Here is a 21,385-nt window from a genome sequence, read left to right as displayed (position 1 = left end):
TCCTGCCCTGTATATATCATTATACTCCAAAAAAGATATCATTTCAAACCGCTTATTATAACAAGTCAACAAATTTTCTCTTGATTTTTTGTGGATTTTATGAATTGTATTTTCCCAGACTTTAACTTATTATAACAAGTGGAAAGGGGATGTAATAACATGAAGAACCACGTATTAGGTACCTTATATGGAATGGCAATCGGCGATGCGATGGGAATGCCGCCAGAATTGTGGAGTCGGAAACGTTGCCTGGAATATTACGGTAAAATCACAGACTTTTTAGATGGCTGCCCGGAAAATATCATTTCCTATCAGTACAAAGCAGGTCAGTTTACCGATGACACAAGCCAGGCATTGACTATCTTGGACAGCTTAATAGAAACAGATTTTGTTCCGAATAGTCAAAGTATTGCCACACACATTTTAGACTGGGCCGAAAAGGTACATGCTTTTGAAAATAATATTTTAGGTCCAACATCAAAAGTTGCTTTGAAACTTTTCCAGGAAGGAAAAAGTGCCAAGGAATTCTCGGATGAATCCGTATCCAACGGTGCTGCAATGCGGATTGCACCGATCGGGACATTATTTTCCACAACACAAAAAGAAGAGTTATGTCGCTACGTTGCAGCAGTATCCAGCGTGACACATACAAGTGATATTACGATTGCCGGTGCTTCTATGATCGCGATGGCAGTTGCCTCTGCGCTGGAACACAATGATCGCGAAAAAATGATCGAAGATGCGCTTTCCGTAGAAAAATACGCAATGAATCTTGGCGCTTCTACTCCCAGTCCGTCTTTGGGAGCAAGAACAAAGCTTGGTGTCCGTCTGGCACAAGCTTACGCAGATGATGAAACTGCATTTTTAGAAAATTTATACAATGTTGTCGGAGCAGGTGTAAATACTTCTGAATCTGTTCCTGCTGCTCTGGCAATTGCTTATTACAGCTTTGATGTTAGAAAATGTGCGTTACTCTGTGCAAACTTAGGTGGTGATACCGATACGATCGGGGCAATGGCTGCTGCCATTTGTGGAGCAGCTCAGGGAATATCCGAAATTCCTGAAAAAGATATTGCTTTGATCCAAAAGGCAAACAAGATTGATTTTACAAAATATGCAGATGCAATCGTAGAAAAAAGGGGGCAGATCAAATGGGAAAAGGATGTATCGTAATTGGTGCAGCTATGCTCGATATCGTTATGGAAATTGACCAGATCCCAAAATCCGGAACAGATGTCTATGCCAAGGGACAATCCATGATGGTTGGAGGCTGTGCGTATAATGTAGCAGACATTTTAAAACATTTCGGTGTAAACTACACATTGTTCGCGCCAATCGGAACCGGAATGTATGCGGATTTCATTCGCAAAGAACTAAAAAAAGCCGGGCACGAAAGTCCTGTCCACTGCGAAGATTCTGATAACGGATACTGTCTCTGCATGGTAGAAGCAGACGGAGAACGGACATTCTTAACCGTCCCCGGAATCGAATGTCATTTTCAAGAGGAATGGTTTTCTGCCCTTCCTGTAGATTCTTATGACTCTGTTTATGTGAGTGGATATGAATTAGAAGGAGAAGGCGGTGATGCCATTTTAAATTTCCTGGAGTCCAATCAAGAATTGACCGTTTATTATGCCCCCGGCCCAAGAATCACTTATATTGATCCGGAAAAATCGAAACGTATGTATGCACTTCATCCAGTCATGCATCTGAATGAATTGGAAGCTGTAACTTCCACAAATACAGACGATATCACTCAGGCTGCAGAAATGCTTTCTAAATCAACCGGAAATACAGTTTTAATCACATTGGGAAAACAAGGGGTACACCTTTTCGAAAAAGGAATTCACACCTTAGTCCCTTCAAAACAGGCAACTGTTGTCGATACGATTGGTGCTGGTGATTCCCATATCGGTGCTGTCATTGCAATGCGAACGATGGGGAACTCATTTCCGGAAGCAATTGCCATGGCAAATCGGATTTCCGCGAAAGTAGTCAGTGTCAAAGGACCTGTCATTACAACGGAAGAATTTGAAGATGCAAAACAAGATTAAAATTTGAAAAAAACATTTAGAGAAAGGAAACAAATCATGAGTAAAGTAAAAGACTTTTTTAAAGGCTGGAGTAAATTCGAAATATGCTGGCTGGTTTTATCGACTGTTATTATGATTGTACTGAGTGTCATCTGGGGAGATAATACACTGGCTCTGATCAGTGGAATCACTGGAATTCTGGGAGTTGTTCTCGCCGCAAAAGGAAAAGTAAGCACTTATTTCTTTGCAACGATCAATGTCGCTATTTACGCTTATCTGACATTTAATAACCATTTATATGGTGAATTCATGTTAAATGCCTTTTACTACATTCCAATGAACTTTGTTGGTTTCTACCTTTGGTCGAGACATAAAGATGAAGAAAGCGGTGAAGTGGAAGGGAAAGCTCTGACGCCAAAACAAATCGTAATTCTTTTGATTGCCACAGCTGTGATCGTTATCATCTACTGGCAGATTCTGACTCATCTCGGCGGACAGCTTGCTTTGATTGATGCCATGTCAACCGTCTTCTCTGTCATTGCCTTGATAATGCAGGTTGCACGTTACGCAGAACAGTGGCTGTTATGGATCATTGTAAATGTCGTATCCGTCATTATGTGGATTCTCCTGATTGGAAAAGACTCTTCTGCAGTCACAATGGTTGTGATGTGGGTTGCTTATTTATTCAACTCCATGTACGGATATTACAACTGGAAAAAACTTGCTGCGAAAAATAGCGAGAATCATTAAAGCACCCCTTATTTTCAGAGTCCTTACAGATTATTCTTTCCAAATAAATACTCCGGTTACTGAAAAGCAGCCGGAGTATTTTTTCTGTCAGCCTGACTGTGATCAGGTTTAAAAATAGTTCGAAATACTGTAACTAGTACATCATAAATTAAATAGTCGCTATATATCTTTTTTGGATAATGTGTGGCAAAATAGTGTTATCTAAGAAAGGATGAATACTATGAAGAGAACATATCTTGCCCTGTCAGAGGAAGACAACAGATGGTATGACCTTTATTGAAATTGCTGAGAAACTTGCAGTCAGCAACAGTACGTCTGTGCATCTCTAAATATAAGCAAGGTGGTGTTGACGCAGCTCTTTTTGATATCCAGCGTTCCGGGCGTCCGGCAGAGATTACATGCGACGCTTTACAGTAACTACATGGAAGAATGTTATTTATAGGAGGCAAAAATGGGTGAGACAGTAAAATTACAGGGGAAGAACAGGATGACAGGATCTCTTGCAGGATTCGCAATCAGTATCGTGATAGGCCTTGGATTCCATTTTGGCTTAACTGCATTGAGCGGGCTCAATCAGACGTTTGATTATAAAAACTTGGTTAGTGGAATATTAGATTCTGTGCCAAAACAGATTGCATGGTTTTTCATGAACTTCACAGAAGCACAGTTTTATGCGAGTATATTTGCCAGTGTGGGAATTATTCTTGGAGGATTTGTGGCAGGATTCTCGCACTGAAACATTCCACATTTGCCGGATTTGATATCTGTTATGGAAGCAGCACGATGTTTGTACGATTGTGGTGACTGTTGTTATGCAGGCGCTCCCGTGGTTCTAAAAAAGTCTGAGTATGCAAAGAGAAGATTCTCAAAGTGATCATAGAGAAGTGTTTTCTGAAAGAATCTCCCGCAGAATATCAAGTGCTGAGAAACACTGAATTCTATGGGGGATTCTTATTTTGAAATTTAGGAACTAAAAATCGGTATTAACCGACAACCCTTTATTTCTTGTCTCGGAAGTACTGTACCAGGTCGTAGACAATCTGAACTTCTTTTTCCGATAGGTTCGAGATATCCAAGGTAGCATTGCCGGAAAGCCCTAATAAGTAATCGGTTGAGACGTGGAACAGCTGTGAAAGTTCCACCAGATAAGCGGTGGAAGGGGTAGACAGTCCCATTTCCCATGCATTGACGCTGCTTCTGGTTATATTCAGTTTTTTGGCCAGATCGCTCTGGGTCATATCCCGTGATGTTCTCAATTGTTTGATCTTATCTGCAATCATCATTGAATGCTCCTTTTTATATATATTATGGTAAAATAATCTTAATGATATTGCATTATCAAAATGATGGTATAAATTGACAACTGGCTTAAAAGATGTTATATTGTTTGTAAAATGCAGACGGATATGAGAACTAAGGAGGAGTGGAGAGAATGATTAAGAATATTTGCATGATCCTGGTAATATTTCTCTTGTTTGGCGCTTGCAGCAGCCAGGCGACGGAGAGGGGGAAGCATGAGGCGCCGGATAATAAAAGCGCGTGTCAGATGATGTACGCGGATAAGAATGGCAGCGTACAGGAAGTCGAAAAGTTTATAATAGAGAATAAAAAACACAATCTTTTGATTTTCTCCCCTATTGCCGAATATAGTTTATAATGGATGAAACGAAGGAGAATGGAGGGAAGAGAAGTGGTACTATTAGATGATGAACGAATTTCTAACATAGCAGTCGGAGAGAACCAGGAAGAACTAGCATCTCTTAAGGGCATCCACAAAGACATATTGGTTGATGAAAGCAGAAGCCAGATCAAGAACCAGTCAGACTTTTTCTGCCATGCAAGGCGTTCTGTGGCAGAGATGTTAAAGGAGGCCGCCGGATATCTGCCGCCGGGCTATCAGATACTGATAAAAGAAGCCTACAGGCCGCTGTCCCAGCAGAAGAAGAGTTTTGAAACGGCATATCAGGACTATAAGAAGATGTATCCCGCCAGAAGCGATGAGGAGATATATAAGATGACTTGCCAGTTTGTGGCGCCGGTGAAGGTTGCCGGACACCCCACCGGCGGGGCCATCGATCTAACGCTTCTAAAGGATGGAGAGGAACAGGATATGGGGACGGTATACAACGCGGTTCCGCTTGAGCCGGAGAACCGTACCTATTTATATTCAGACTATATTAGCGAAGAGGCCCGAAGAAACCGGAAGATATTGATCGACATTATGGAAAAGGCCGGATTTGCAAATTATCCTACGGAATGGTGGCATTGGTCCTACGGTGATTGCTACTGGGCCTTTTTAAACCAGTGCGATGCAATCTTTACTCCGATTGAGGCCATATTGAAAACAGATAGGCTCTATCTGCGCGAGATACGCCGGGAGGACTACGAGGCGCTGTGCAGGATGCTAAAGGATGAAGAGGTCATGTATGCGTATGAGCATGCATTTGATGACAAGGAGGCTCGGGAGTGGCTGGAATTGCAGTTAAATCGGTATGAAAATGATGGATTTGGCCTGTGGGCGGTAGTGCTGGAAGAAACCGGAGAGGTGATCGGCCAATGCGGATTGACGATGCAGGACCTGAATGGGGAGCAGGTGCTTGAGGTAGGATATCTTCTGGCGAAGGATTTCTGGCATAAGGGCTACGCGACTGAGGCTGCAATTGCATGTAAGAAATATGCGTTTGACATTTTGGGGGCAAAAGAAGTGTATTCGATTATTCGAGACAACAATATTGCGTCCCAGAATGTCGCAAAGCGAAACAAAATGACGGTAGCGGGGAAGTGCGTGAAGAACTATTACAATAAGTATATGCCCCACTTGGCGTTCTCGGTTCAAAGGGAGACAGAATGATCATGGCATGATGCTCTTAGGCGGACGATCACATTTATCGTCTTGCCTGGGATATCATGCCATTTGTTCATGTATTAGCTGGAACTTGTAGCATGCCGGCCGCTGTCGGAGGATGTGCCTTTATAGACCGCGTCGAATTCCAGCAGTTTCTTTCTCGCCTCCGGACTTAGATTCCTTGGAACCTGAATCCGTACGGTGACATATTGATCGCCGTGAACGGAAGAGTCCTTCATGGACACGATGCCTTTGCCTCTGAGTCGGATCTTAGTGCCTGACTGGGTGCCTGGCTGGATCTTGCACAGAACGATTCCCGCAAGGGTCTGTACATAAGCCTCTCCGCCAAGCGCGGCGACCGTAAAAGGAATGTCCGCGGTGGTGTAGATATCTAATCCCTTACGCTCAAAGCCGGATTTCTTTAAAACGGATACTTTTAGAAGCAGATCGCCGGGCTCGCCGCCGCTGCTTCCCGGCATTCCCTTGCCACGAAGCCGTATGCTCTTTCCGCTGTCTATCCCGGCAGGGATGCGGACTTTGAGAGTCTGGGGCGGCTGGCCTTTCTCCGGGCTTGAAAGGGTGATAACCTTATCGCAGCCGAAGGCTGCCTCTTCGAAGGTAACGGATATATCGGCATGGAGATTGCCGCCTTTTTGCCGGAATGACTCCTGGCGGAATCCTCCCTGGCGGAAACTGCCTGACTGCCGGCCTCTGAAGAGGTCGCCAAAGATATCGCCGAAGAGGTCATCTATATCCCCGCTTTGATAGAAGCCGGAATCGGCCGGACCGCCATCTGGGCCGGCATGGCCGAACTGGTCGTACAGTTTCTTTTTTTCCGGATCGCTAAGAATATTATATGCTTCCGTGACCTCTTTAAACTTCTGCTCTGCCACAGCATCCCCGGAATTCGTGTCGGGGTGATATTTCTTTGCCAGTTTTCGGTATGCGGACTTGATCTTTCCCGCATCTGCATTCTTTTCTATTCCCAATATCTCATAATAATCTCTTTTTGTTCCCATTAAAGACCACCTCCTTTAAATCTGACCGCGCTAATAGGTCGAAAATCCTGACTGGCTTAGGCAAGTGATCGGACAATGTGTATGATAAGGCATTCATCATTCAACGCTGCCTGATTGTTCTATGTGTAATATAACAAATAGATTTTGTGATGTCAAGTTTGTTATAAAAATTTATGTGAACGGTTGGGCGTAACATTCATCCGGCTGGATCGCTTATTTTAATTTTAATGTCTATCATGGCTTAGTCTCCTCGTGAAACGAGATTGACTGAGAAGATTATAGCAGAAAATCACGTCACCCAACAGGCGAAACTGCAATTAAGAGAGTTTGAACTTCATGGATTCAGGATTAATTAAAATGAAAGAAAAGAGGGATAATAGGAAAATACTGAAGAACGGAGGTTTTTGAAATGGAAAAACAAGTATACGGATATGTGCGTGTATCGACAAAAGAGCAGAATGAGGACAGACAGATTATCGCGTTGAAAGCGTTTCCGGTGAAGGAGAAAAATATTTACATGGATAAACTGAGTGGAAAGAATTTCGAACGCCCCGGGTATCGCAAACTGACCAAAAAACTTCGTGCCGGCGACTGTCTGGTTATCAAATCCATTGACCGTTTGGGAAGAAATTACGAAGAGATTCTGGAACAATGGCGGATAATTACAAAGGAGAAGAAGGCCGATATTGTTGTTCTGGATATGCCGCTTCTGGATACGTGTCAGACAGGTAAAGATCTGACAGGTACCTTTGTAGCAGATATGGTACTTCAGATTCTTTCCTATGTGGCACAAACCGAGAGAGAAAATATACGGCAGAGGCAAAGAGAAGGAATTGTGGCGGCGAAGCAAAGAGGAGTAAGTTTCGGAAGACCCAAAATTCCGAAACCACCGGAATTTCCGATGCTATGCAGAGCATGGAAAGAGGGGGAGATAAGTTCCAGGCAGGCGGCACAGAAACTCGGTATTGCACAAGATACATTTCTCCGGTGGGCGAGGGAAACAAATAGAGAAACTGGAAATATTTGATAGAAAAGGTAGACTTTTCCGTTCCCTTTTTCAGACAAAAGAAGTCAGTAAACAAAACACTATTTTACTACATATCCATATGGTTTTGGTATAGTTTATATCCGGCAACACCATTTACACGGTGTAGACGGGCACTATCCTATACGTTTATATACTATAACACTTCCGAACGAAAAAGTCTGATTTTTCGTGCATGAATCCACAGAAGAGATGGCTGTAGTGGTTAGGAAGAACCTGTATGCCGGGTAAGAACTAGGTGTGAAACGTAAGCGTACAGGAAAGTAAGGAGGGAGCGTTATACCCGCAAAATGTAATTCGTGGAAATGAGATCGGTGTATCAGAAAGTGGACTGGTACATGGCAATTATCGGAGCAGTGGATGCCTGTGCCATTACTAAAGATGGAGTGAGCGGGCAAAAGAAGAATCGTGTGACTTATGAGACGGATAGAAAATAGCGTCGACATATAGATAAGGAAGAGAGGAAGGAGTGTAACAATGAAATCAGGAAAACGTAAGCGGTGGTTGTCTGCAATGTTGGTATTAGTGATGGTTATGGCAATGAATATCAGCGTACTGGCGGCGCCGGAGGAAAACACAGCAGAAAATGAAGCAGAGATACAAGCGTTAACAGAGCCTGTAACAGATGACGAGCAGCATGCGGATATGGGGGCGGAACTAGCAAATCAGGGTATCGCAACCTATGCAGATATAAATCCGGATGCGAATTATATCCTTGTGGGAAAGACTTTCCGGGGAATTACAGTGAATCAGATTCCGGCAGAATTTCAGATACAGGTGACTAATCAAAGCGGAACACCTTATACGTTGGATAGTAGTAATGTAATAAGTAGAGGTGCAGATGGACTCACATGGCAATGGAGAATAGACAATGCAGCAGTCGGAGTTTATTCTGTAACAGAGTCCGGAGCGGAGGTTCCAGGATATAGCCTGGCAACAAGCGGTACAGGAGCGGATGTTGAAGTCAAAGCAGCAGACTTTAAAGTGACATCGGATGTATACACCGAGTGCAGTCATACAAACTGGCCTGTAAAAATTGATGGAGATCAGAATGTTTTATTCGCAGCGGCTCTGACAGGAAAGGATGGGTGTGTTGTAATATCCAAGACTCCACTTACCGCATCTCAGAGAGCAACAGTAACGGCAGCGGTAACTGGTATCGGAGGTAACTGGAAAACACCGGTTAATTTTTATAGTATTTCTACAAACGGAAACGGACCATATACCGTGCAAGGGAAAAGTTTGAGGTATAATCCGGATACAGAGGAAGTAATTCTTGCAAACACAAGTAACTGGAGCCATGTTGCAACGCTTAATTACAGTATTTCGGCAGCCAGCAATCCGGATATCAGCATCACTAACACCTATACCCCGACAACCACTTCTGTAGAGATTCAGAAGCTTATCACAGGAAATATAGGAGACAGAAATGAAGAGTTCGGCTTTACTGTAAACTGTACAGAAGCGATGGAGGCAGGAGAAGGCTACACGCTTTCTGCTGATAAGAAGACTGCAACATTTGCTCTTGGTCATGAAGATAAGGTAATGCTGAATGGTGTCAGAATTGGTTCAACACTGACTATTTCAGAGAGTGGCGCTACGGATTATAAGATGACAATTAAGGTCGGCAACATAACACTGGGAGCAGATCATAGTTATACTATTCCAGTTGGAGCAACAGGACCTGTCCAGATCATTGTAGAGAATCACAGAGAGGGTACTATTGACACAGGTGTCGCACTTGATTCTCTGCCATATATTCTCATTCTTGCAGTAGTGGCTGCAGGTGTAGTGGCATTCATAAGAAAACGCAGACGCCATAACGGAAACTAAGCCGGGTGGCATTTATGAAGAAAACTCGTTCACGTCCGCTCAATCATGAACAGCAGCGTATTAGTAAATGGCTTCAGGAAGTTCGATTTAAGAAGGCTTTTTTCGGTGGTGTAGAAGAAGCGGATGTATGGAAGAAAATCGAGGAACTCAACTCTATGTATGAATCAGCGCTTTCGGCGGAACGGGCAAGATATGATGCTCTTTTAGAAGAACAGATATCCCATTCGACTAAGCCGGGGGAAAAACCAGTACAACGACGGAGAAAGAGTGAACCGAGACAGGAGAAAACAGGTAATGCAACAGAAAAATCAATCTGAGACGCCGGAGCAGGTAATCAGGCGGCGCAGAAACAGTGTGCTGGAGAGAAAGGAATGGATTCGTCTTTTATTTCGAATCTTGTTCCTTGCTCTGTTAGGATGGTTCCTGTTTTCTAAGGTATTCTTTATTACACAGGCTAAAGGAAATGATATGTTTCCAGCGATTAAAGATGGGGATCTGGTTATCGGATTTCGCCTGCAGAAGGATTACGTCAAGGACGATGTGGTCGTCTGCATGGTAGACGGAAACACGCACATTGGGCGTATTGCGGCCAGGGGTAGTGACAGGGTAATGATGGATGAAAGTGGAGAACTTCAGGTAAATGGAACCACACAGGGTGGGGAAATCCTGTATCCAACTTACGCCAAAGACGGATTGAAATATCCGTTAGAGATACCGGAAGGTGAAATATTCCTGTTGGGAGATTATCGCACCCGGGCGAAAGATAGCCGGGATTTTGGAACGGTTCCCATGAAAGATGTGAAGGGAAAGGCAATTACCATCCTTCGCAGACAGGGACTGTAAGTAAATATATTAGTTGCTTCATTCTGTCAGGAAGGCAGAATCAGCATAGATTACAAATTCACAAGATATGAGGAGGAAAATCATATGAAAAAATTAGCTTCGATCATGCTTGCGCTTACGCTAGTTTTGGGCATGAGTAATGTTGCATTTGCAGCAGACGGTACATCTTCAGAGGCAAAGACTTTTACATTCGAAAAACGGTATGAGACTTCAGCAGGTGAGACTCCGGCTACATTCCCAACCGAAACGTTGAAATTTAGCGTAACTGCCGATGAAGGGAACCCGGATGGAACTATGATTACAATTGCAGATCATACAGTTGCATCAAACCCTGGTAGTGTTGTAGTTACTGTTCCGACTTACTCTAAAGTAGGAAAATGGAACTATACAGTTTCAGAAGTTGCAGGAACTACACAGGGTGTTACTTATGCACCAAATTCTTTCGGAGTTCAGGTTCTTGTAGCTTATGATGAAAATGACAATTTGGTTGCAACAACAGCATTTACAACAACTGATGGAAAAGAAGGAAAAATTGACGAAATTGTTAATAAGTATGATCTTGGAAACTTATCAGTTAAAAAGAATGTTTCCGGTAACCTGGCAAGCAAGACACAGAAGTTTGATATCGATGTAAAATTTACATCTACTAAAGAGGTTAAGAGTGCAATTTCAGGTGCAGCAGATATCGCAGTGAATGAGTGGGTAAAGACAGGCGATGTTTGGACAGTAACAAAGACTCTTTCACTTGCACACAAGGATGCCTTAGTTACTTTCAACAACATTCCAGCTGGCGTTACTTATGAAGTAGTAGAGCAGAGTAAACATGCTGGAACAGATACAAATGGAAGTGATCCTTCTAAGGGATACACTGTTACATATACAGGTGAAAAAGGTACTATTGCGGCAGATACAACAGGTGCAGCAACTGTTAACAACGAAAAAGGTACAACTGTTGATACAGGAATTGGTATGGACAATCTGCCATATCTGTTGCTTCTTGCAGCTGCTTTCGTAGGAATCGTAGTATTCTTTGCTAAGAGACGTTTCGCACGCGTAAGATAATAATCAAGAATTAGTGAAAACTATCCGGTACAGAGGGCCAGAGGCGGCCCTCTGTGAAACTGGAACAACAGATATGGAAAGGAGTGCGGCTGCCTGACGGGCCGGTAGTTATGAAAGTATCGAAAATCCTTTTAAAAGCCGCAAATACTATTATCAACTTCATTGTTGTCTTATCGCTATGTGCTGCAGGGCTATATGCAGTTTATGCATTGTGGGACAACAACCGGATCTATGCCGCTGCCGAAGATGTGCAGGCGGATATGAAAAAATTAAAACCTGATGCAGATCAGGACAAAGCGTCTTTCGAGGAACTGCTTGCAATCAACCCGGACGTATGTGCCTGGGTAAGTCTTGATAATACGAAGGTGGACTATCCTGTTTTACAGGGAGCAAATAATATGATCTATCTGAATCAGGACGTATATGGTGATTTTGCCCTTGCCGGGAGTATCTTTCTGGATTCCCGCAATGACAGAACATTCTCCGACAGATATTCACTTCTCTATGGTCATCATATGAAGAACGGGAGTATGTTCGGAGATCTGGACCTTTATAAAGATGAGGCATTTTTTACGAAAAATACGACAGGAATGCTGATCCTGCCTGACAGGAGCTATAAACTTGAAATCTTTGCCTGCCTTCTGATAGAGGCCGGGGATGATTATATCTTTGAGCCGAATCAGTGGCAGAATGACATAGATGGATTGATATCTTATGCAGAGAAGAATGCATTACACCTGCATCAAGATACCGTGAATGAACTGAGGAAGGATTCCAATTTGCAGGTTCTTGCGTTATCGACTTGTTCGTCTGAATTTACAGATGCGCGAACCATTATTCTGGCTGCGATGGAGCCTTGTTAAACAGTGAGAGTAGGAGGGGTTAAGATGAGAACGAGAATAACCAAGATAGTTAGAGCGCTTTGTATGACGGTACTTTGCGCTATGCTGCCGATGCAGATGGCTTTTGCTGCCGGAGACTTAAGTGTTTCTATACCGGTAGAGATATCGCTTGAAGGAACGCTTCCTGAGAAGGCAGAAGAATTTGTGGTAGAAATGGCTGCCGACGATGTGACATATCCGATGCCGGAAGGTTCAAAGGACGGTATCTGCACAATGACGCTGACTGGAGCAGAGAGCAAGAAATTCCCGGAGATAAGATATGATAATCTGGGTATTTACACATATACCATTACTCAGAAGCCTGGAACAAATCCAAAATGCACTTATGATACGACAAAGTATGAATTAACTGTTTATGTTACTAATGCGGAAGATGGCGACGGAATGGAAGTGACAGCAGTGCTTTATCCGGAAGGGGAGTTGGATAAGCTTGCAGGAGTATCATTTGAAAATGTCTATGAAATAGAGCCTGTTCCGCAGGAGCGGCCAAAAACAGGCGATGAATCCAATGCTATGTACTATCTGAGTTTGATTGGTATCAGCGCAGTTGTCATCGTTATGATATATGTTGGCATAAGAAAAAAAGCGGAAAAATAGGACGAAATCCTTTTTTATGCTGTCTTAAAAGTAAATAAGCGCGCCTTATCCGAGATTTTCAATTATCCGAGGAATTCAAAGGCCAAAAGCCATATTGTTTCGATCCAAATAAGAATTCCTCGGACACTCGGACAAGTCTCGGACAATATGAAGAAAAGAGGACTTGCATTTTCCGGCTTTCTGTGATACACTATTCTAGCGAATGGAAGTAGGTCTTTTTTTTATGCCTAAAATTTGGGTAGCCTCGCAAGCTACCAGTAACAATGTTAACACAAGAAACATGAAGCGAGGTGGAAGTTGTGCGTACAAGAATCACATTGGAATGTACAGAATGCAAGCAGCGTAACTACAACATGACGAAGGATAAGAAAACACATCCTGAGCGCATGGAGACTAAGAAGTACTGTAAGTTCTGCAAGTCACACACATTGCACAAAGAGACAAAATAGTCGCCGTAAAGGAGTGGATGTCATGAGCGATAAGACTCAGAAGAAAAGCTGGTTCAAAGGTCTTAACAGAGAATTTAAGAAAATCATTTGGCCAGATAAGATGACACTTGCAAAACAGACGACGGCAGTTGTTTCCGTGTCCGTAGTTCTGGGAATAATCATAGCGATCGTTGATTTTATTGCCCAGTATGGAGTGGATTTATTAGTAAAATAGAACTGATAAACTGCGGGCAAGAAAGGTGAGTTTATGTCAGAGGCAAAATGGTACGTAGTTCATACCTATTCCGGGTATGAAAACAAAGTAAAAGCCAACATTGATAAGACAATTGAAAACAGACATTTGGAAGATCAGATTCTGGAAGTCCGCGTTCCGATGCAAGATGTCGTAGAGATGAAGAACGGCGTTCAGAAGGCGACACAGAAGAAGATGTTTCCAGGCTATGTGCTGATTCATATGATTATGAATGACGATACGTGGTATGTTGTCCGTAACACAAGAGGCGTAACGGGATTCGTAGGACCAGGCTCCAAGCCGGTTCCGCTGACGGATGCAGAGATGGCGCCGCTTGGGATCAGGCAGGAGAACATTGTCGTTGACTTTCAGGAAGGCGACACGGTTCAGGTTATTGCCGGTGCATGGGCAGATACGGTTGGCGTTATCCAGTCTATGAATATACAGAAGCAGAGCCTAACCATCAATGTTGAACTATTCGGCCGCGAAACGCCGGTTGAAATTGGTTTCGCAGAAGTCAAGAAAATGTAACAGGTAGTGGGAGGGACGAAGACGTTCCCGAAGGCACCACAAGGAGGTAATTGAAATGGCAAAAAAAGTAGAAGGTTATATTAAGTTACAGATCCCTGCAGGAAAAGCAACACCGGCACCACCGGTTGGACCTGCGCTTGGTCAGCACGGTGTAAACATCGTTGAATTTACAAAGCAGTTCAACGCTAAGACTGCAGATCAGGGAGACATGATTATTCCTGTTGTAATCACGGTTTACAATGACAGAAGTTTCAGCTTCATCACAAAGACGCCGCCGGCAGCAGTCCTGATTAAGAAGGCCTGCAATATCAAGTCTGGTTCAGGCGTTCCAAACAAGACAAAGGTTGCCACCATCACAAAGGCTCAGCTTCAGGAGATCGCTGAATTAAAGATGCCAGACCTGAATGCGGCCAACATTGAATCAGCAATCAGCATGATCGCCGGAACATGCCGCAGCATGGGCGTAAAGGTTGAAGACTAGAGTAAATTGTAAACGATAGAAAGTGGGAGGGTTATCCCGACATTACCACAAGGAGGTTTTTTAGAATGAAAAGAGGAAAGAAATATGTTGAGGCTGCAAAGGCAATTGACAGAGGAACGCTCTACGATGTTGCGGAAGCAGTGTCATTAGTTAAAAAGACTGCAGTAGCAAAATTTGATGAGACAATCGAGGCTCATATCAGAACCGGATGTGACGGGCGTCACGCTGACCAGCAGATCCGTGGCGCGGTCGTACTTCCGCACGGAACAGGTAAGAAAGTCCGTATCTTAGTATTTGCAAAGGACGCAAAGGCTGATGAAGCAAAAGCGGCAGGAGCAGATTACGTAGGCGGAGAAGAACTGATTCCAAAGATCCAGAACGAGAACTGGTTTGAATTCGATGTAGTAGTAGCCACTCCGGATATGATGGGTGTTGTAGGACGTCTTGGACGTGTTCTCGGACCTAAGGGATTAATGCCGAACCCGAAGGCCGGAACGGTAACTATGGACGTGACAAAGGCAATCCAGGACATCAAAGCCGGTAAGATTGAGTACAGACTTGATAAGACAAACATTATCCATGTGCCAGTAGGTAAGGCTTCATTTACCGAAGAACAGCTTACGGACAACTTCCAGACGCTTATTGATGCAATCAACAAGGCAAGGCCATCCGCTGTAAAGGGTCAGTTCTTAAAGAGCGTGACGCTTACTTCTACAATGGGACCTGGCGTTAAGATTAACCCGATTAAGGTTATGTAATTGCATATTAGATGAATAATAAGAGGCAGTATAGCAAATCTTGCTATGCTGTCTCTTTTCCGTTGTCTGTGGCGTTGAGACGGATGGAGGCTTCAGGAGACGGTCGTATTAATCACGGGATTCTGGCAGTAGGCGGTAGGGCTGATAGAATCCAGGTGGAAATCCTTAAAAGACATATAAGAACGGACTGTCCGGTAATAAATTGACGCATTTTTGTCCTTGTCGCTGCGTGAAAGCAAGGCGGATATGGCTTTGGATAAATGCGCCGGGATTGTATACTGAGGACAGATATTAGTGAAACGCAAAAAAATAAAGGAGTTGAAAGAAATGGATGAGATTAAGACACTGCTGGCAAAAGAGGCTATAAGGGATCAGATCTACGTTTACTGCCGCGCGCTTGACCGTATTGACAATGAACTGGGGCATTCTGTGTTTGCAGAGGACAGCCAGGTAGACTATGGCCCCACTTACAGAGGAACGGGAAGAGGATTTATTGATAATATGCTGGAGCAGCACAGACATATGATCTGTACCCATCATATGATGACGAACATCCTGATCAAGGTGGACGGGGATAAAGCAGTCAGCGAGACTTATATGTACGCTGCCTGCAAGATGCCGGGCAAGGAAGGCAAGACATTTACCGTAGAAGCCAGGTGTCGGGATATTGATAACTGGGAATGCCGTGATGGCAAGTGGCTGATCGTAAAGAGGACGGTTGCAGGAGATAACACCCGCATCATTTCCCGTTATAAAGATCTTGAAATGTATAATACCAGCCGCGATGATAAAAATGATCCCTCATATGCGGTTCTGGGCGAAATAGAATAGCAAGAATATATAAAAGTATTGACAAGGAATCTGCGTGATGATATAATATTTCACGATGACTGCCGAAGACAGCAGGTGCGTAAGCGTAAGTAGACAAACGCCTGCCGAGGAAAGTTGGATTCTGTTATTATGAATTACAATGCCTCTATGTCTTTGGATATAGAGGCTTTTTAGCGTATAGCACTTATTTCCTTACGCAGTCGGACAAATACTATAAGGAGGTGCACCATTCGTGGCAAAAGTTGAATTGAAACAACCAATCGTACAGGCTATTGCAGAAGATGTCAAAGATGCAGCAAGCGTTGTATTAGTTGACTATCGCGGACTTACTGTTGCTCAGGATACAGAACTGCGTAAACAGTTGAGGGATGCAGGAATCGTCTACAAAGTTTGTAAAAACACAATGATGAAGAGAGCTTTTGAAGGAACTGAATTAGCAGCTTTAGAAGAACACTTGGAAGGACCAAGCGCTATTGCGATCTCTAAAGACGATGCTACAGCTCCGGCAAGAATCCTTTGCAAGTTCGCAAAAGATGCAAAAGCCCTTGAGTTAAAAGCAGGCGTGATTGAAGGCGCGGTATACGATGTTGACGGCCTGACAGAACTGTCAAAGATTCCGTCAAGAGAAGAATTGCTGGCCAAATTGCTTGGAAGCATGCAGTCACCAATTACCAATCTTGCTCGTGTACTTAACCAGATCGCAGAGCAGGGCGGAGCAGGGAACTGCGAAGCGGCAGCCCCTGCAGAAGAGGCGGCGGTAGAAGAAGCAGCCTCTGCAGAAGAAGCGGCAACAGAAGAAACACCGGCGGAGTAGAATAACCCGCTGCAATTAAAATAATATTAAATGGAGGATAATAAAATGGCAAAATTAACAACAGCTGAATTTATTGATGCAATCAAAGAATTATCAGTATTAGAATTAAATGACTTAGTAAAAGCATGTGAAGAAGAATTTGGTGTATCTGCAGCAGCAGGCGTAGTAGTTGCGGCAGCAGGCGCAGATGCAGGCGCAGCAGCGGAAGAGAAGGATGAGTTCGATGTAGAATTAGTATCCGCAGGCTCTTCTAAGGTTAAGGTTATCAAGGTTGTTCGTGAAGTAACAGGCCTTGGACTGAAAGAAGCAAAAGAATTAGTTGACAGCGCTCCGAAGGTAATCAAAGAGGCTGCATCTAAGGCTGAGGCTGAGGAAATCAAAGCTAAGCTTGAGGGCGAAGGCGCAGAAGTTAACCTTAAATAATTTAAGATTGAATATCTTAAGAATGCATGAAGAAGAGGGGTTCCCGCAGGGGCGCCTCTTCTTTTAACGTTTCTTGCAAAAAAAGTCGCGGAAATATGATTGCGCAAAAAGTTGCCTTCATTTTTAAAATCATATGTGATATATTATAGGCAGAGTAAATGGAAGGTCGGTTATTATGAAGGTTAGTATACGGAAAATAAGTGAAATCACAGGATTTTCTCCCGCGACGGTCTCCAATGCGCTGAACCGTAAGCGGGGGGTGAATGCGGAGACGTCGGAGAAAATATTCAGGGTAGCGGAAGAACTGGGGTACCGGATGGAGGAGAAGATTAAGAAGATCCGGTTCGTCATTTTTCGGAGGAGCGGGCTGATTATTGATGACAGCCCCTTCCATCCGGCAGTGATCGAAGGCGTAGAGCATCAGGCGAAGAGCATGGGATACGAGACGGTGTTCTGCCATGTGGATATCAATGACGCCCAGTACCAGATGCAGATCAATGAGATTCTCTCGGATACGGAGAGCGCCGTGGTTCTTCTGGGAACGGAGATGCTGGAGGAAGATTTCGAACCGTTTACTCAAGCCAAGAATAAAATTATCCTGCTGGACGGGTGGAGCGACCGGTACTTTTTTGACAGCGTGCTGATAAGCAACACGGATTCGGCTGCAAAGGCGGTGGAATATCTGGCTGGCAAGGGGCATAAGGACATTGGATATATCCAGGGGGACTTCCGGATCCAGGCATTCCGGTACAGAGAGATTGGATTCAAAAGGGTTATGGAAAGGTATGGGCTTCCCGTAAGGCCGGAATATATTGCGACGGTGGGTACCCGGATTGAGACTGCCTATGAAGGAATGAAGCGGTATCTGGATGAGACGCCGGTGATACCGACGGCATATTTTGCGGATAATGATACGATAGCTATAGGCGCGATGCGGGCGATTAAGGAGTATGGATACGGAATACCTGAGGACGTGTCTATCATAGGGTTTGACAATATTTCCTTCGGGGCTATCTCGGACCCGCCGCTTACGACGATCAACGTCTATAAGCGGGAGATGGGAGAGACCGCCGTGAGGGAATTGGTACTGGCGATCGAGGATCCCAAGAAAGTGAGGATGAAGATACAAGTCTGTACGGATTTTGTGGAAAGAGGAAGCGTAAGAAAAATATAATATTGAACGGTCTGGCCTTGTGCGGGACGAGTTGGAAGCGCCAAAAGAAAGGGCGCTTCTTTTTTTGCGCCTTTTTATACTTATTTAGTTAAATGTTTATATAAATATTTACATAAACATTTAACTAAAATAATGAATAAATGTGAACAAATTGTAAATGTAGAGCGTATTAGATGTAAATAATAACCAAAAAACACGGTGTAAAACTATTGTAATTAAACAAAATGTAAATGAAACAAAATTATTTATTATAAAACTATTGAAATATTTATATAAATATTTATAATAAGGGCATAAAGAGTTAGGGGCGGTGAAAAAGTGAAGGTCAGTATAAAACAGATAAGCCAGATGACGGGCTTTTCTCCGGCGACTGTCTCCAATGCTTTGAATCGCAAGAAGGGTGTGAACGAAGAAACTTCAAGGAAAATATTCAAAGTAGCAGAGGAACTGGGATACCAGACGGAAAAGACAATAACAAAGATTAAATTCGTGACCTACAGGAAGAATGGACGCATCATAGATGACAGCCTGATATTTCCTGCCATGATAGAAGGTGTTGAGCGGCAGGCGAAGGAACTGGGTTATGAGACGGCCTTCAGCCATCTGAATTATGAAGATGACGCGTTTCAGGAGAGGCTTAAGGAAGTGCTTGAAGACACCAATTCGCTGATGATACTCCTGGGTACGGAGATGATGGAAGAAGACTATCAGCCCTTTATGGACTACAAAGGATATATGATCGTGCTGGATGGATGGTGCGAAGAGATGGCTTTTGACGGAGTGCTGATCAACAATACGGATGCAGCCTGCAACGCGGTGGAATATCTGATAGAAAATGGACATCGCAGAATTGGATATCTGCGGGGGGATTACCGGATCAAGGCTTTCCAGTACAGGGAATATGGATATTACCGCACGCTTGGAAGGCATGGCCTGGCAGAGGCACCGGAATACGTGGTCACGCTGGGGACGACGCTGGAGACGGCATACGAAGGCATGAAAGCCTACCTGGAAGAAGCGCCGGCATTGCCGACAGCGTACTTCGCGGATAATGACGTGATCGCGCTTGGGGCTATGAGAGCCCTGGAAGAAAAAGGAATCAAGATACCGAATCAGGTGTCCATCGTAGGATTCGACGATATCCGTTTTGGCTCCGTCTCCACCCCGGGGCTTACAACGATCCATGTACACAAGCAGGAGATGGGAGAGGTGGCGGTAAGAAGGGCTCTGGACCATATCCGGTATTCCAGAAGGCAAGTAAAGATGAAGATACAGGTTGGCACAGATTTTCTTGTAAGAGGAAGTGTCAGGAACTTAGATATAGAGGAAGCCAAGGGGCAAGAAAGGATGGAGGAAGTAAAATGGCAACTATCAAATTAGGGTATGCACCCACAAGGAGAAGCATCTTCAGCGCGCCGGACGCGATCAAGTACAGAGGATTGACGGCAGACAGGCTGAGAGAGCTTGGAATTGACTTTGTTGATATTGATGATATCAATGAAGAAGGACTTCTTTATGACGACAATGACGTCAAGAAGATTGCGGCGAAGTTCAAAGAGGCGGGCATTGACGGACTGTTCCTTGCACACTGCAATTTTGGTACGGAATATGTCTGCGCAAGGCTTGCGAAAGAACTGAATGTGCCGGTTCTTCTGTGGGGGCCGCTGGACGAGAGGCCGGATGAGAACGGTGCGAGGCTCAGAGACACGCAGTGCGGACTGTTTGCAACCGGGAAAGTATTAAGGAGATTCCAGATACCATTTACATATATGACAAACTGCAGGTTAAATGACCCGGTATTTGAAAGAGGGGTAAGAGATTTCCAGGCGGTGTGCAACGTGGTGAAGACATTCCGCAATATCCGAATCCTTCAGATCTCGACCAGGCCGTTTGACTTCTGGACCACGATGTGTAATGAAGGCGAGCTTCTGGAGAAGTTCAATATCCAGCTTTCCCCGATTCCGATGACGGAACTTACGGAGGAAGTCAAGGCGGTCAAGGAAGAGGGCGATAAAGTCGCGGAAATGATCGCGTACATCCGTGAGAACATGGAAGTAAAGATCAAGGACAACGAAGTGGAGAATGTGGCTGCCCTTGCGGTTGCCATGGAACAGTTGATCGACAGGTATGGCTGCAAGGCGGGAGCGATCCAGTGCTGGAATGCTCTCCAGACGGAACTTGGCATCATGCCTTGCGCGGCTAACGCGATCCTCAATGAGAAGGGAATCCCGGTCGTATGCGAGACGGATATTCATGGAGCCATTACCGCGCTACTGGTAGAGGCGGCAGGAATGGGTGAGAAGAGAGGCTTCTTCGCAGACTGGACTATCCGCCATCCGGATATCGAGAATGGAGAACTGCTGCAGCACTGCGGCCCATGGCCGTTATCCGTTGCACTAGAAAAGCCGAAACTTACCTATCCGCTGGCTTTCGACCATCCGGGCAGCCTTACGGCAGAGGCGAAGCACGGAGACGTGACCCTGTGCAGATTCGATGGGGACAACGGGGAATACTCTCTGCTCCTTGGCAATGCCAGAGGGGTAGACGGACCGAAAGGAATGGGAACCTATCTCTGGGTGGAAGTTGACAATATCAAGCGCCTGGAGTCCAAGATCGTGGAAGGCCCATACATTCATCACTGCGTGGGAATCCACAAGGACGTGGTTCCTGTCCTGTATGAGGCATGCAAATATATCGGCGTAAAGCCGGACCTGTATGACCCGATTGAAGAAGATGTAAAAGCATATCTAAGAGGAGAATGAT

27 protein-coding genes and 1 other annotated feature are annotated in these 21,385 nt (G+C 44.4%); of the genes, 25 read left to right on the top strand and 2 right to left on the bottom strand.

From position 1 onward, the window contains the following. Positions 1-159: 159 nt before the first annotated feature. The 4 genes from HDCHBGLK_RS04145 (at position 160) to HDCHBGLK_RS04125 (ending at position 3,519) form a co-directional block, all read left to right on the top strand. Entirely contained in the window at positions 160-1,173 is a 1,014-nt protein-coding gene (locus HDCHBGLK_RS04145) for an ADP-ribosylglycohydrolase family protein (protein WP_004606436.1), read from the top strand. Next, complete coding sequence (locus tag HDCHBGLK_RS04140; RefSeq protein WP_004606435.1) at positions 1,152-2,054, top strand: PfkB family carbohydrate kinase; 903 nt, start codon at positions 1,152-1,154, stop codon at positions 2,052-2,054. Before HDCHBGLK_RS04145 ends, HDCHBGLK_RS04140 begins: the two co-directional genes overlap by 22 nt. A 36-nt stretch (positions 2,055-2,090) precedes the next feature. Beyond that, entirely contained in the window at positions 2,091-2,783 is a 693-nt protein-coding gene (gene pnuC / locus HDCHBGLK_RS04135; protein WP_004606434.1) for a nicotinamide riboside transporter PnuC, read from the top strand. Positions 2,784-3,234: 451 nt separating this feature from the next. Further along, on the top strand, positions 3,235-3,519 hold the full coding sequence (locus HDCHBGLK_RS04125) for a hypothetical protein (protein WP_004606432.1): 285 nt from the start codon (positions 3,235-3,237) through the stop codon (positions 3,517-3,519). Positions 3,520-3,781: 262 nt separating this feature from the next. Here the strand turns inward: HDCHBGLK_RS04125 and HDCHBGLK_RS04120 are convergent, their stop codons facing one another. After that, entirely contained in the window at positions 3,782-4,066 is a 285-nt protein-coding gene (locus tag HDCHBGLK_RS04120) for a helix-turn-helix transcriptional regulator (RefSeq protein WP_004606431.1), read from the bottom strand. A gap of 149 nt (positions 4,067-4,215) precedes the next feature. Between HDCHBGLK_RS04120 and HDCHBGLK_RS04115 the strand changes: the two genes are divergently transcribed. Beyond that, a complete protein-coding gene (locus HDCHBGLK_RS04115) occupies positions 4,216-4,440 on the top strand; it encodes a hypothetical protein (protein WP_004606430.1) in 225 nt (74 codons plus the stop codon). 33 nt (positions 4,441-4,473) lie between these two features. After that, positions 4,474-5,634: a GNAT family N-acetyltransferase gene (locus HDCHBGLK_RS04110; RefSeq protein WP_130574646.1), complete on the top strand. Its 1,161-nt coding sequence runs from the start codon at positions 4,474-4,476 to the stop codon at positions 5,632-5,634. Between the two features lie 74 nt (positions 5,635-5,708). Here HDCHBGLK_RS04110 and HDCHBGLK_RS04105 read toward each other — a convergent pair whose 3' ends face one another. Further along, a complete protein-coding gene (locus HDCHBGLK_RS04105; RefSeq protein WP_004606428.1) occupies positions 5,709-6,647 on the bottom strand; it encodes a DnaJ C-terminal domain-containing protein in 939 nt (312 codons plus the stop codon). A gap of 409 nt (positions 6,648-7,056) precedes the next feature. On the opposite strand from HDCHBGLK_RS04105, the gene HDCHBGLK_RS04100 reads away from it, so the two are divergent. The 19 genes from HDCHBGLK_RS04100 (at position 7,057) to HDCHBGLK_RS04015 (ending at position 21,384) form a co-directional block, all read left to right on the top strand. Next, on the top strand, positions 7,057-7,674 hold the full coding sequence (locus tag HDCHBGLK_RS04100; RefSeq protein ID WP_130574557.1) for a recombinase family protein: 618 nt from the start codon (positions 7,057-7,059) through the stop codon (positions 7,672-7,674). 332 nt (positions 7,675-8,006) lie between these two features. After that, positions 8,007-8,129, top strand: coding sequence for a hypothetical protein (locus HDCHBGLK_RS19535; protein ID WP_267899452.1), 123 nt, complete (start codon positions 8,007-8,009; stop codon positions 8,127-8,129). Between the two features lie 40 nt (positions 8,130-8,169). Then, entirely contained in the window at positions 8,170-9,525 is a 1,356-nt protein-coding gene (locus HDCHBGLK_RS04095; RefSeq protein ID WP_004606425.1) for a DUF7601 domain-containing protein, read from the top strand. Positions 9,526-9,539: 14 nt separating this feature from the next. Next, the gene (locus HDCHBGLK_RS04090) at positions 9,540-9,842 is read left to right on the top strand and encodes a hypothetical protein (protein ID WP_004606424.1); all 303 of its coding nucleotides are present in this window, start codon (positions 9,540-9,542) and stop codon (positions 9,840-9,842) included. Then, on the top strand, positions 9,820-10,368 hold the full coding sequence (gene lepB, locus HDCHBGLK_RS04085; RefSeq protein WP_004606423.1) for a signal peptidase I: 549 nt from the start codon (positions 9,820-9,822) through the stop codon (positions 10,366-10,368). Before HDCHBGLK_RS04090 ends, lepB begins: the two co-directional genes overlap by 23 nt. Positions 10,369-10,452: 84 nt before the next feature. Then, positions 10,453-11,430, top strand: coding sequence for a DUF7601 domain-containing protein (locus HDCHBGLK_RS04080; RefSeq protein ID WP_004606422.1), 978 nt, complete (start codon positions 10,453-10,455; stop codon positions 11,428-11,430). Between the two features lie 53 nt (positions 11,431-11,483). Then, positions 11,484-12,293, top strand: coding sequence for a class B sortase (srtB, locus tag HDCHBGLK_RS04075; RefSeq protein ID WP_004606421.1), 810 nt, complete (start codon positions 11,484-11,486; stop codon positions 12,291-12,293). Positions 12,294-12,317: 24 nt separating this feature from the next. After that, the gene (locus HDCHBGLK_RS04070) at positions 12,318-12,929 is read left to right on the top strand and encodes a Spy0128 family protein (protein ID WP_039909606.1); all 612 of its coding nucleotides are present in this window, start codon (positions 12,318-12,320) and stop codon (positions 12,927-12,929) included. Positions 12,930-13,228: 299 nt separating this feature from the next. Further along, on the top strand, positions 13,229-13,378 hold the full coding sequence (gene rpmG / locus HDCHBGLK_RS04065) for a 50S ribosomal protein L33 (protein ID WP_005332089.1): 150 nt from the start codon (positions 13,229-13,231) through the stop codon (positions 13,376-13,378). Positions 13,379-13,400: 22 nt separating this feature from the next. Continuing rightward, entirely contained in the window at positions 13,401-13,592 is a 192-nt protein-coding gene (gene secE, locus HDCHBGLK_RS04060) for a preprotein translocase subunit SecE (protein WP_004606418.1), read from the top strand. A gap of 33 nt (positions 13,593-13,625) precedes the next feature. Next, positions 13,626-14,141 carry a transcription termination/antitermination protein NusG gene (gene nusG, locus HDCHBGLK_RS04055; RefSeq protein ID WP_004606417.1) on the top strand — a complete coding sequence of 172 codons (516 nt, stop codon included), beginning with the start codon at positions 13,626-13,628 and terminating at the stop codon, positions 14,139-14,141. Between the two features lie 55 nt (positions 14,142-14,196). Beyond that, entirely contained in the window at positions 14,197-14,622 is a 426-nt protein-coding gene (gene rplK / locus HDCHBGLK_RS04050; protein WP_004606416.1) for a 50S ribosomal protein L11, read from the top strand. Positions 14,623-14,687: 65 nt separating this feature from the next. After that, positions 14,688-15,380 (top strand): 50S ribosomal protein L1, encoded by a 693-nt coding sequence (gene rplA / locus HDCHBGLK_RS04045; protein WP_004606415.1) that lies wholly within the window; start codon positions 14,688-14,690, stop codon positions 15,378-15,380. A 327-nt stretch (positions 15,381-15,707) separates the two neighbouring features. Next, positions 15,708-16,211 (top strand): nuclear transport factor 2 family protein, encoded by a 504-nt coding sequence (locus HDCHBGLK_RS04040; RefSeq protein ID WP_039909604.1) that lies wholly within the window; start codon positions 15,708-15,710, stop codon positions 16,209-16,211. Positions 16,212-16,255: 44 nt separating this feature from the next. Next, positions 16,256-16,392 (top strand) — a sequence feature (ribosomal protein L10 leader region). Between the two features lie 51 nt (positions 16,393-16,443). Next, positions 16,444-17,025: a 50S ribosomal protein L10 gene (gene rplJ, locus HDCHBGLK_RS04035; RefSeq protein ID WP_004606412.1), complete on the top strand. Its 582-nt coding sequence runs from the start codon at positions 16,444-16,446 to the stop codon at positions 17,023-17,025. Between the two features lie 45 nt (positions 17,026-17,070). Continuing rightward, entirely contained in the window at positions 17,071-17,448 is a 378-nt protein-coding gene (rplL, locus tag HDCHBGLK_RS04030; protein WP_009249515.1) for a 50S ribosomal protein L7/L12, read from the top strand. A 175-nt stretch (positions 17,449-17,623) separates the two neighbouring features. Continuing rightward, entirely contained in the window at positions 17,624-18,622 is a 999-nt protein-coding gene (locus tag HDCHBGLK_RS04025; RefSeq protein WP_004606410.1) for a LacI family DNA-binding transcriptional regulator, read from the top strand. Between the two features lie 318 nt (positions 18,623-18,940). Then, a complete protein-coding gene (locus HDCHBGLK_RS04020) occupies positions 18,941-20,002 on the top strand; it encodes a LacI family DNA-binding transcriptional regulator (RefSeq protein ID WP_004606409.1) in 1,062 nt (353 codons plus the stop codon). After that, positions 19,984-21,384 carry an L-fucose/L-arabinose isomerase family protein gene (locus HDCHBGLK_RS04015; RefSeq protein ID WP_004606408.1) on the top strand — a complete coding sequence of 467 codons (1,401 nt, stop codon included), beginning with the start codon at positions 19,984-19,986 and terminating at the stop codon, positions 21,382-21,384. The genes HDCHBGLK_RS04020 and HDCHBGLK_RS04015 overlap by 19 nt, the downstream gene beginning before the upstream one ends. Position 21,385: the final 1 nt, after the last annotated feature.

Origin of the sequence: [Clostridium] scindens ATCC 35704 (assembly GCF_004295125.1) — a bacterium.
GTDB lineage: Bacteria > Bacillota > Clostridia > Lachnospirales > Lachnospiraceae > Clostridium_AP > Clostridium_AP scindens.
The sequence above is the reverse complement of the archived record's forward strand: the minus strand, read 5'-3'. Positions and strand labels throughout refer to the sequence as shown.